This window comes from Geobacter grbiciae (assembly GCF_018531165.1).
GTDB lineage: Bacteria > Desulfobacterota > Desulfuromonadia > Geobacterales > Geobacteraceae > Geobacter > Geobacter metallireducens.
On the sequence record NZ_JAHDIW010000031.1, the window covers coordinates 1 to 10,724 of the forward strand.

The window sequence follows — 10,724 nt, forward strand, 5'->3', positions numbered from 1 at the left end:
GTCAAATCCGATGTACTTCCCTCTATCTAATCTCCTTCCTCCTGAATCTACGCTGCAACTAATTCACGAAAGAACCTTTATATACAAACCGTTATCCCCGTAATTTCGCAAAGTTCACACCTGAGTGTATGGGTGTGGATTCTTCTTGCGACAAACAAAAATTGATTAATTCATATGACAACAGCGTATTGTACACCGACTATTTTCTCAGCAATGTTATAGAAGCGCTAAAAGACAAGAAAGCTTTGGTTTTTTATACCTCAGATCATGGTGAATCAATTGATGAAAATACTCATTTTCATGGTACACCAAAAGAGGTTGCACCACCTGAACAGAGAATGGTTCCCCTTATTATCTGGGCATCTACCAAGTATCTTGCAGTTCCAGAGAATCATAGTGCATTTGAAAGATTAAAAACACATCAAGGGGAAGTGCGTCGCCATGAAGAAATATTCGATACCCTCTTGGGCTGTCTTGGTTACACTTCTCCTGATGATGGAATAAATCAGGAAAACAACTGGTGTCAATAAGAGACTATGATAAGCGCCGAGCGTATTAGATTGACAGGTCAGGAGCGGAAGGTAAACTTGATGGGACCCAAGCAATAATAGCTGCACGGAAAGGAGAAGGTATCATGGAAAAACTGTATCGGATTTTGAAATTCATGGTCTGCATCGGGCTGATAACTGCTTTCCTGGGGTGCGCAGCCACACAGAAGCAACAAAGCACCGGACAATATATCGATGACTCTGTCATCACAACCAAGGTGAAGGCCGCAATTCTCGAAGAACCATCGCTGAAGATGCTGCAGATCAGCGTGAAGACGTACAACGGAACGGTCCAATTGAGCGGTTTTGTCGATTCGGCCCAGAGCGTGAATAAAGCAGGAGCGGTTGCCGGAAGTGTCGAGGGTGTCAAAGCGGTTAAGAATGACCTGGTTGTGAAATAACTGCGTAACAAAGCAGCTCCAGCTGGCTATTCACATTCTGCTGGAAGTTGAAAAGCGCTGGATAATGCTACAGCGACAGTTACAGGGAGGTAAGTCATGCTGTGGACAATCTGCGTGATTCTGATAGTGCTGTGGCTCTTGGGAATAGTTTCGTCATATACCATGGGCGGGCTGATCCATATTCTACTTGTAATTGCCATTATCATGGTGTTGGTACGCATCATCCAGGGCCGGAAAATCCTATAGGGGGCAATCCCTATGACTTCGTCCTTTTAACCAAAATCGACCGACCGCCATACCGACTGCAAAAATCACCAAAAGGCTTAAACGCGAAAAGGCTGCACGGGCAATGTCCCGGCAGCCTTTTCTTGAGACGGTGTCGACCCGGCACGAGCCGGATGTTTCCGGTAGGGCGAACCTACCTCAGGTACTACAGCACAGTTTTTCGGACCGCTGTTTCGACCTGCGCCTCCTTTCGAACATCGAATGCCTGCTCTGGTTATCTCTTCGGCCGTCGCGGAAAAAACTTGAGTGAAAAAAAGGATTCAGCGCCGGCGCCGAAGGTGGGTCGCAAATTCCTCCCGCGTCAGCTCTTTCTTCCTTACCAGATGCTCGATCTGACGGCTCAGCGCCGTCCTCTCCCCCTCCTTCATGGCATCCTTGACCAGCACGAAGAAGGGAACGTTGCACACCTGGGGAAAGAGGCGGAAACGCTCCATGAGTTCAAACGCCGACATGTCGGGAAGCATTACGCAGCAGAAAACCATGAAGGGGCGGCCGATGGTGGCAAGGGCAACCGCCTCTGTGCCGGTGTACGCGTTAACCACATCGAAGCCGAGGGATGTTAGCGCCTTGGCCAGATGCTCCTCACCCCGCTTCGACACAACCATCACCTGCAGGTCCCAGGTCTCGGCATCCTCCGTGAGCCCCAGCACCGCCAATTTCGTCATGAGGTAGTCGGGATCGACGGGAAGGGTGAAAAATCCGACGGCGGGAAAAATCCCTCCCACCTTCCCCTCCTGGCTGAGATAGACCGGCAGTATCGGCACGTCACGGGTGGCCGCGTTATTCTTGATGTCGAGCAGAATCCCCCACCCGTCCCTGGAGAACGGCGAGAGATCGAGAACCACCCCGAGGGGCCTGCCGTCGGCAAAGTCATCCATCCCGTGGCAGGTCACCCGGTATCCTGCATAGGCCAGATAATCGCGCACCTTCGCCGAACGCTCCTCATCACATCCCAACCCCATCAGCCAGATTTCGGGCTGCCGTTGCGTATCACTCATGGAATCCCCCGGACTGCGCACGTGAATTGTTAATGAGTAAAATAACAAATTTTTGACCAATCGCAAGGGATGACTCGCAGGAATCTCCCAAATCATTGAAAACGCGAGTCCCTTGTGCTAGCGTCTCAGGGACATGACAACAGACCATTTCAGGGAGGACATGAAAATGCCGAACACAGTCTATTTCGCCGACATGCGGACCGGCCACAAGGAAAACCTCTTTGACAAGATAGGCAAGCTCATGATCCTGGCCGGGGTCAGGGAGCGGATCTCCACCGGGGATCTTGTGGCAGTCAAGGTCCACTTCGGCGAGCGGGGGAACCACACCTTCATTCGCCCAATCTTCATCAGACGGATGGTGGAGGAAATCAAGGGATGCGGAGGCAAACCGTTTCTCACCGATTCGTCCACCCTCTATCCCGGCGAGCGGAAGGAGGCGGTTTCGGCCCTGACCTGCGCCATCGAGAACGGCTTTGCCTACGCAGTGGCCGGTGCCCCCCTCATCATGTGCGACGGTCTCAGGGGAAACTCGGCGACCGTCGTGGAGGTGAACGGCGAAATCCTCAAGAAGGTTCCCATCGCCTCCGCCATCGCCGAGGCCGACGCCATGGTGGCGGTCTCCCACTTCAAGTGCCACGAGCTGACCGGTTTCGGCGGCGCCCTCAAAAACCTCGGCATGGGGTGCTCCACCCGCGAGGGGAAGATGACCCAGCACTCCACCGTGGCCCCGAAGATCGCCGAGAAGTACTGCACCGGCTGCGGCCTCTGCCTCAAGGCCTGTGCCCACGACGCCATCGCCATCATCGAGGGAAAAGCAAAGCTCAATCCCGCCCACTGCGCCGGCTGCAGCCGCTGCATCACCGTCTGCCCCACCAAGGCGGTCCAGATCCAATGGAACGAGGCAGCCGATCTCGTCATGAAGAAGATGGCCGAATTCGCCAAGGGTGCCATTGTGGGAAAAGAGAAGAAGACCCTCTTCGTCAACTTCATCACCCAGGTCTCCCCCGCCTGCGACTGCTACGGCCACGCCGACGCCCCCATCGTGAACGACATCGGCATCTGCGCCTCCACCGACCCGGTGGCCCTGGACCAGGCTTGTGCCGATCTGGTCAACGACGCCCAGGGCAACCAGAACACGGCCCTGGAAAGCGGCCATGAACCAGGGGGGGACAAGTTCCGCGGCGTGCACCCGGATATCGACTGGGAGGTGCAGCTGGAGCATGCCGAGAAAATCGGCATGGGGACGCGGGAGTATGAGTTGGTGAAGGTGTAGGACGATCGCGAACACGTAACGAAGAAGCAGCCCGACAAGGCTGCTTTTTTCGTCATGGGCTCAGTGACTCCCCTACCCCTTGGACCACGCCAGCTCCGGGACCCCCAAGGGAAGCGCCGCCCCCTCGTCATTCCGCTCTCCGGCCTCCACGAGCCTCCAGCAATCGGTGCGGGCAAGGAGTTCAGTAACGAGGCGATGGTTCATGTCGTGGCCACGTTGGCGGCAATCGCCTCGATGGACACGGCGGGGGAGAGGTCGACCCGGTGGAAGACGATGCCGGTTCCGGCCTCGGCGGGGCGCGGGTGACGGTGGTTTCCCGGCCCGAGTGGACCCCGATGCCGGCGAGGGTGACTTTGTCTTTCAGAGTCTGTTGCATGGCCATGGTGAGTTCCTGATTTGTCAGTGTGCTTACCTTCTTTCCACTGAGCAACTACCGGGCCAACCATCACACAAAACATATAATCAATAATTCAGAACAGTTACAGATAGAGAATACTATTCAAGGTAGGGCACCGGCGCTGCGGGTGTGGTACTGACGCCACGATCATTGTTGCATTAATGCAACAGCGAGGATGTCGCTACAGCCTGCCGGAGCGAATGATGGCGATGACCCACCAGAGGCCGATGAAACCGGCGATGGTGTACCCCATGAAGGCGAAGATGGGAAATTCGAAGATCTTCGGCCCCTTGTCGGTCTGCATGATGATGGATGAACCGACGATGAGGGCGGCGATGATGAGGCTGGAGGAGAGGCGGTTTATGGACTTGTCGAAATCCCTGAGGGCCCGGTCGAGCCCCCGGTGCTCCAGGTCGATCTTGAATTTGTTGCGGTTGATCCGGTTGAGGAACTCCTTCAGATCCTTGGGAAGATTGCGGAACAGGGTCACGTAGGAGGTGATGTGTGAGCCCATTTCGCGCACGAGGTGTTCCGGTGAAAACCGGTCACGCATGGCCTTTTTCATGAAGGGACGCAGGTGCTCCACCATGTCGAAGGCGGGGTCCAGTTCCCGCCCCATCCCCTCGATGGCGACCAGGGCCTTGGCCAGGAGCATCAGATCGGGCTGGAACCGGATGTGGTAGGTGGTGATCACCTCCAGGAACTCCAGGAGCATTCGCCCCACCTCGATCTGCCGGAGCGGCACCTCGTAGTAGCTGTCGATGAGTCCCGACAGGTCCCGCCGCAGGGCACGGGTGTCGAGGGTGTCGGTAATGTCCCCAGAGTAGAGGAGGAGCGAGATCACCTCGTCCACGTCACGCTGCACGATGGCCAGGAGGATGTCGGTCAGATACCCCTTGAGCTGGGCGTCGAGGCGCCCCACCATGCCGTAGTCCAGAAGGCAGATGACGTTGTCGGGAAGGATCAGGACGTTGCCCGGATGGGGGTCGCCGTGGAAGAAGCCGTGGATGAGGACCATCTTAAGGAAGGCGTCGGCTCCCCGCAGGGCGATGAGTTTGCGATCAAGCCCCGCCGCATCCAGGGCCGCCGTGTCCGAGACCTTGATCCCGTCGACGTGCTCCATGGTCAGGACCCCGCCGGCGGTCTGGTCCCAGTAGACCGTGGGGAAATGGAGGGTAGGGTCGCCGGCGAAGTTCTCGGCGAACTTTTCGATGGTGTGGGCCTCCCGGGAGAAATCCATCTCCCGGCGGATGGTCCGGGCGAACTCCTTCACGAGCCCCACGGGGTCGTAGAGATCGCTTCCGGGGAGGTGCTTCTCAGCCAAGAGTGCGAGCCCCATCATGGCGTCGATGTCGGTCTCCACGAGCCCCACAACGCCGGGGCGGCGGACCTTGATGACCACCTCCTCGCCGGAAACGAGCTGGGCCCAGTGGACCTGGGCTATGGAGGCGGCGGCCAGGGGCTCCGGATCGATGGAGGAATAGCACTCGGACGGCTCCCGCCCCAGGTGCTTGCGGATCTGATCCTCCACCGCCTCGAAGGGGAACGACGGGACCTGGTCCTGGAGCTTGGCGAACTCCAGGATGAAGCTGCGGGGGATGACGTCGGGGCGGGTGGAGAGGATCTGGCCCAACTTCACGAAGGTGGGTCCCAGTTCCTCCAGGGCAAGGCGCATCCGCTCGGCCGGCGAGAGGAGGGCGAGCTCCGACTCCGGCCTGCGGAAGAGCTTGCGCCCCCGGGCCACGAACTGGGAGAGCCCCATGAGCTCCAGCGCATGGTCGAAGCCGAACTTGAAGAGGACCCTGACGATCTGCCGGTAGCGCCGCAGGCTCCGGATATTGCGGTTGAGCTGGATGAACGTCAGCATTCAGTGCCAGGTTCGGTGCAGGTGGAGAGCTTCGCCTCCAGGGCATCCACCCGCTTCACGAGGCGGTCGTACTCTTCGCGGGGGACGAGGCCGAGCCGCTCGATGGCCCCCTTGACCTCCTGGTCCGCCATCTCGGCGACCCGCTCACGGGCATCCTTGGCCATGCTCTGCAGCTTCTCCACGAGCGCCTTCCCCTCGTCTTCCCCCACCTTGTACTTCTCCTTCAGGTCAGACACCAACTCCTCGGCCTTCTTCTGGGAGAGGGACACAACCCCCAGGCCGGTCAGAACAGCTTTCTCGATAAGCTCGATCATGGTCGAATCCTCCTCAATGGTCTATCGTCACACGGTTAAAACGTAGCAGGAATGGCGGAAAAGACAAGCCTCTTCTCCCTATATCTCCAGATCGAGATCAGGCTGATGGAGCCTCCCTACCCGGTCGTCGAAGGGAATCGAGAGGAGTCGACCGGCCCCGCACCGAACTGCGAAAGAGTCGAGGAACCGCTGGTTCACGCGCCGCTCCGTGGCGACGGTGGCGAGCACCACTGCTTCGGCCAGGGCACGGGCGTCAGCCTCCCGGAAAACGATGGGGGCAACGCGCGAAGGTACGCCGACAGAGCGGCCGAAGGCTGGGGAACGGAGGGTCAGGAGGCGGCCTGCCCTAAGAAGCGACGCGGACTTAGCCGCGAAGGCCGGTACAAAAACCAGGGGAGGCTTCTCCCCCCGGCCCGGCGAGAGCTGGGAGACTGAGCCAGCCAGGGCCAGATACTCCCGGAGGGTGGCCACCTCACCACCGACCGTGGCCGCCCGGAAGGGGAATACCCAGAAGGGAAGCCGCGGCATCTCCCGCCGCGCGGCCGGGGGAGCGTCCAGATCGGGGCCTGCCACGTGGACAACCTCCCGCTGCACCAGATCTTCCCCCACCAGTTCCCGGTAGGAGCCGCACGGCTTGCAGGGATAGATGACATCCTCTCCGCCCGCTTCAAGGGTGGCGCCGCAGGCCGGACAGCGGAGAGGGATGACGCGAAGGTCGTGCCGGTCAGCCAAGCTCCACCTCCCTCTGCCGCTCCACGAGGGCAAAGAACCAGCCGGCAAGCCGCTCCGGCGAAAGCCCGCCATTGGCGGCCAGCCACCCCAGGAACCCCACGGCGACGGCGGCGCCGATAAGCCGATGGAGCGTGAAGGCGAACACGAAAAGCGTCACCGTGAGGAGGGGGCGCAGGAGCGTCAGGTGAGTACTCCCCGGAAGCCGCCCCGCCAGAACCCGGCCGTTCACCCCATCAACGGTGACGGGATGGAGGCGTTCGTCACGGGCGAAGGTGAGGCTCCAGACCGGGTACGAGATAAGGGAGAGGCGCTCCCCGCAGAGGGAGAAGCGCCCCGAGGAGCGGATCACCCCGTTTCCCCCGCCCCTGGCCCTGGCCTGGGCCACCGCCTCCCGCCGCACCTCGTCGGGGTCCTTCACCGGGTCGAAGACCGTCCCCCGGCCGGAGACAAGAGCGAAATCCATCCCCCGGAGGGGAAGGACGGCGCCGGCCACGGCGATCCCCCGCAGGCCGAAGCGCGACACATCGCAGGCCGGAGAGCTGTAGTCCACCGCCACCATGACGCTCTCGGTGGCGCACTGGTTGGGACCCCGCACCTCCCGCACCGTCTTCATGCCGTTCTCGTCGTACTCTTCCTCCCGCGTCACCGTTTCCCGCTCGGTCCAGAGCCAGCCGGCGGCGTGGCCCCGCAACCGCCAGAAGGGGAGAAAGCAAAGCTCGCCCCCCTCGAACCGGAGCCGCTCCACCACATCCGGGTCGCCGCCTGCCGCAGCCACGGCCCTGCGGGCATTGGCCCGGGCCTGGGCCAGGTCGATCCGCTCCTCGATCCAGAAGCGAGAAATCCCCGCCTCCCCCGAGACGGCGAGGGAGGTGCCGCAGGAGGGGCACCGGGCGTTGCGGTCACCTTCCCGGAAGGAGAAGGGGCTTGCACACTGGGGACAGGAGATGGTGACGGTCTGCTGCTCGGCCATTCAGGCCTCCCGCCGGAGAAACGCAGTGAAGGAGAAATATGCCATGCCGAAGATGACGGCGAAGGCAATGGCCCGGTGGAGGTGGTTCTTCACCGCCATGCCGACGATGACAAGGAGCAGGGCATACCCCGCCACCAGGGCCACGTGGCGCAGCGGAAGCGTAACGGCGTTCCGTGGCAGTGGATCCAGGAGATACGCCCGGCGGTCCACCGCCGAGACCACGGCCCGGCAATCACTGCCGCCAACGCGAAAGGTGAGGAGGTAGAGGGGGAGATGGACGAGAGCCAGGGAGCCGGGCTCCCTCCCGGCCCCGTCCCCCAGTGCCTCGGCCACGGGGATGTCGGGTGGGGTGAAATCGCTTCCCTTCGGTACATAGAGGAGATCACCCCCGGGGAGAACCAGGGATGCCATCCCGACCCACGGGTGCCGCAGGGCCGGGACGAGACGCGTTCCGCCGCCGGAGCGGGAGAGCCAGAAGGGGGCCACGAGATGCTCGCAGCCGAGCCGCTCCACCGGCGAATCATCCCCCCCCCCCTCCAGGGTAGAGGCGAGGGTGCTCCATGCCAACCGGTCATCCCGGTTGTGGGCCAGGTAATATTCGACAATCCCCTTTCCCTCTTCCGCCACAAAGGAGGAGGTGCAGAAGGGGCAGTGGTGGAAGCGGGTCTCGGTGCGGGCCTCGACCGGGGCGCCGCATTGGGGGCAGGACACGGTCACCGGCTATCCTCCGGCGGGCCGTCCGCACCCGGGGCAGAACCGGGCATCCCCCGGCAGCTCCTTGCCGCAGCCGGCGCAGAAGCCGGGTCCCGCGGCAGCGCCGCACTGGTGGCAGAACCTGGCCCCGGCCACAAGCGGCGTTGCACAACGGGGACACCCCCCTCCCGCAGGAGCCGGCGCCGGTTTCGCCCCCCCTCCCCCCATGGCGTTGGCCACCATGCCGGGCAGAATCATGCCGAGACCGGCCCCAAGGCCGAGCCCCATCCCCTGGGCCGCCTCGCCGCCCCCTTCCGCCGAGGCCGCCTTCTCCAGGCTCTGGGCCGCCTTAAACTTCAGATAGCGGTCCACGTCACCGGCCGCCTCCATGGAGCTGCGCTCGTCAATGACCTTCTGGACCTCCGGCGGCGGTGTAATCGCATTCACGTAGAGCTCGGCCATCTCGATGCCGAAACCGCCGAAATCCCCGGCAAGCCGCCCCTTGAGGGCCGCGGCCATCTCGTCGTAGCGGGCCGGGAGGTCGAGGACCGTCTCAATGGTCTCCCCCAGGTAGTCGTTCAGCCGGGCCACGATGATGTCCCGGAAGAACTCCTCCAGCTCGGCACTCGTGTAGAGCCCCCGGGTCCCCACCAGGGCGTTCACGAGAAGCTTCGGTTCCACAACTCGCAGGGTGTAGGAGCCGAAGGCCCGCAGGCGCACCATGCCGAAGCGGCTGTCCCGGAACGCCACCGGCTCCTTGGTCCCCCAACGGAGATCGGTAAAGGTGTGCATCCCCACGAAGCAGACTTCGCAGCGGAAGGGGGAGGTGAACCCCCAGGGAAGCGACAGGAGCTTCGTGAGGATCGGGAGGTTGGCGCTTGTGAGGGTATGGCGACCCGGGCCGAAGCAGTCGGCGGCCTTGCCGTCCTTGAAGAAGACTGCCCGTTGGCTCTCCCGCACCACCAGCTGGGCACCGAATTTGATCTCAGCCGACCCCTCGGGGGGTATGCGGCGGACCATCTCCCGGCCGCTGTCGTCGAACCACTCGATAACTTCGAGAAAGACCGCATTCATGTCATTGATCGCCACGGGGACCTCCATTCGAGGACTATTTGATTCAAAACAGCCGTTTTCTGGTTGAAGCAGCTGTAGCACGTATCGGAGAGCAGGGGCAAAACTTGAGGTATTTTAACAAAAGATGGTCATTTCCTCAGGAGCCAGAGGATAAGGGAGAGAATCACCGAGATGAGGATGCTCGTGGCGAGGGGGAAGTAGAAGGTGAAGTTGTCGCGCTTCACGTAGATGTCGCCGGGAAGCCGGCCAAGCCAGGGAATCTTGCCGGCGAAGGTGAGGACGACCCCCACGGCGGCAATAATGAGCCCGAAGACGATGAGCGATTTGCCGAGTCCCTGCATCACTTCGCCCCTTCCCGCGGATGGTACCGTTCCTTCTCGCTGTAGACGCAGCCGCAGTACTGCTGCCGGTAGAGCCCCAGTTCCTTGGAGAGGCGGATCCCCTCCTGCCACCCCCGCCGGTAGTCGTCGTAGTAAAAGGCCACGCCATGGCGCTCGGCGGCACGCTCGGCGCAGTCGCGGATGGCGTCGTGCTTCTGGTACCGACTGTAGAGGAGGGTCGAGGTGAAGGCGTCGAAGCCCCCTGCGGCAGCGGCGGCCGCCACGGCATCGAGGCGGGAGAAGTAGCAGTAAAAGCAGCGCTCCTCCGGGTTCTGGGCCACCGCGGCCAGGAACTCCTCCAGCCGGTACTCGTCGCGCCAGATCACATCGAGCCCCACCTTTTCCGCGTACTCCCGCACCGTGTCGCGACGACGCACGTACTCCTGATAGGGGTGGATGTTGTGGTTGAACCAGTAGCCGGTCACCGCCGCGCCCCGGTCCCGGAGCTGTACCACCGGATAGGCGGCGCACGGCCCGCAGCACATATGGAGGAGGATTTTCATGCCTGAACCCTTCGAAATCACAAAGTAACGGAATGCTTTTCGATCGATAGTACCTCAAGTGGCGCCACAGGCTCAAGCATTCATGCGCATCCATGCGGAGCTTGCGGCGCCACTTGAGGTTAAATTTTTGTGACCCTGGTCACTCACTCATTGATTAACGTTCTGTTATTTGGTATTTTACTTCGCGTTTTCAAAACCAACATGTTTCCGAGAGGGCAAACTTCGGGTAACCGGAGGACGCAAAGCCACGGGTCCTGACTCCATGGTCAGGATAGCCGGGTTGTCGAAG

13 protein-coding genes, 2 pseudogenes and 1 riboswitch are annotated in these 10,724 nt (G+C 61.2%); of the genes and pseudogenes, 4 read left to right on the forward strand and 11 right to left on the reverse strand.

Features of this window, described 5'->3' with window-relative positions; translation table 11 throughout:
* Positions 1-86: 86 nt before the first annotated feature.
* From KJB29_RS18795 to KJB29_RS18805, 3 genes and pseudogenes are all read left to right on the forward strand, one after another.
* A pseudogene (locus KJB29_RS18795) lies at positions 87-530 on the forward strand (sulfatase-like hydrolase/transferase); the annotation flags it as partial.
* A 104-nt stretch (positions 531-634) separates the two neighbouring features.
* Positions 635-949 (forward strand): BON domain-containing protein, encoded by a 315-nt coding sequence (locus tag KJB29_RS18800; protein ID WP_215735851.1) that lies wholly within the window; start codon positions 635-637, stop codon positions 947-949.
* Between the two features lie 96 nt (positions 950-1,045).
* Positions 1,046-1,195, forward strand: a complete 150-nt coding sequence (locus KJB29_RS18805; protein ID WP_215735852.1) for a lmo0937 family membrane protein — start codon at positions 1,046-1,048, stop codon at positions 1,193-1,195.
* A 299-nt stretch (positions 1,196-1,494) separates the two neighbouring features.
* On the opposite strand, the gene KJB29_RS18810 is transcribed toward KJB29_RS18805, so the two are convergent.
* Positions 1,495-2,232 (reverse strand): response regulator, encoded by a 738-nt coding sequence (locus KJB29_RS18810; protein WP_215735853.1) that lies wholly within the window; start codon positions 2,230-2,232, stop codon positions 1,495-1,497.
* Positions 2,233-2,398: 166 nt separating this feature from the next.
* On the opposite strand from KJB29_RS18810, the gene KJB29_RS18815 reads away from it, so the two are divergent.
* Positions 2,399-3,505, forward strand: coding sequence for a DUF362 domain-containing protein (locus KJB29_RS18815; RefSeq protein WP_215735854.1), 1,107 nt, complete (start codon positions 2,399-2,401; stop codon positions 3,503-3,505).
* 72 nt (positions 3,506-3,577) lie between these two features.
* Here KJB29_RS18815 and KJB29_RS19605 read toward each other — a convergent pair whose 3' ends face one another.
* The 10 genes and pseudogenes from KJB29_RS19605 to KJB29_RS18860 form a co-directional block, all read right to left on the reverse strand.
* On the reverse strand, positions 3,578-3,709 hold the full coding sequence (locus KJB29_RS19605) for a hypothetical protein (RefSeq protein WP_281412975.1): 132 nt from the start codon (positions 3,707-3,709) through the stop codon (positions 3,578-3,580).
* Positions 3,709-3,887: pseudogene (locus tag KJB29_RS18820) on the reverse strand (UDP-3-O-acyl-N-acetylglucosamine deacetylase); the annotation flags it as partial. The gene KJB29_RS19605 and the pseudogene KJB29_RS18820, both read right to left, overlap by 1 nt.
* A 196-nt stretch (positions 3,888-4,083) precedes the next feature.
* Positions 4,084-5,769 (reverse strand): ABC1 kinase family protein, encoded by a 1,686-nt coding sequence (locus KJB29_RS18825; RefSeq protein WP_215735855.1) that lies wholly within the window; start codon positions 5,767-5,769, stop codon positions 4,084-4,086.
* Positions 5,763-6,083: a phasin family protein gene (locus KJB29_RS18830; RefSeq protein ID WP_215735856.1), complete on the reverse strand. Its 321-nt coding sequence runs from the start codon at positions 6,081-6,083 to the stop codon at positions 5,763-5,765. The genes KJB29_RS18825 and KJB29_RS18830 overlap by 7 nt, the downstream gene beginning before the upstream one ends.
* 78 nt (positions 6,084-6,161) lie before the next feature.
* Positions 6,162-6,815: a hypothetical protein gene (locus tag KJB29_RS18835; protein ID WP_215735857.1), complete on the reverse strand. Its 654-nt coding sequence runs from the start codon at positions 6,813-6,815 to the stop codon at positions 6,162-6,164.
* Complete coding sequence (locus KJB29_RS18840) at positions 6,808-7,785, reverse strand: TFIIB-type zinc ribbon-containing protein (RefSeq protein WP_215735858.1); 978 nt, start codon at positions 7,783-7,785, stop codon at positions 6,808-6,810. The genes KJB29_RS18835 and KJB29_RS18840 overlap by 8 nt, the downstream gene beginning before the upstream one ends.
* Positions 7,786-8,502: a TFIIB-type zinc ribbon-containing protein gene (locus KJB29_RS18845; RefSeq protein ID WP_215735859.1), complete on the reverse strand. Its 717-nt coding sequence runs from the start codon at positions 8,500-8,502 to the stop codon at positions 7,786-7,788.
* Between the two features lie 3 nt (positions 8,503-8,505).
* Complete coding sequence (locus KJB29_RS18850) at positions 8,506-9,567, reverse strand: SPFH domain-containing protein (protein ID WP_215735860.1); 1,062 nt, start codon at positions 9,565-9,567, stop codon at positions 8,506-8,508.
* A 113-nt stretch (positions 9,568-9,680) separates the two neighbouring features.
* The gene (locus tag KJB29_RS18855; RefSeq protein ID WP_215735861.1) at positions 9,681-9,893 is read right to left on the reverse strand and encodes a DUF2905 domain-containing protein; all 213 of its coding nucleotides are present in this window, start codon (positions 9,891-9,893) and stop codon (positions 9,681-9,683) included.
* On the reverse strand, positions 9,893-10,435 hold the full coding sequence (locus KJB29_RS18860; RefSeq protein WP_215735862.1) for an epoxyqueuosine reductase QueH: 543 nt from the start codon (positions 10,433-10,435) through the stop codon (positions 9,893-9,895). The genes KJB29_RS18855 and KJB29_RS18860 overlap by 1 nt, the downstream gene beginning before the upstream one ends.
* Before the next feature lie 204 nt (positions 10,436-10,639).
* Positions 10,640-10,723, forward strand: a riboswitch (cyclic di-GMP riboswitch).
* The last annotated feature ends 1 nt before the right edge of the window (position 10,724 follow it).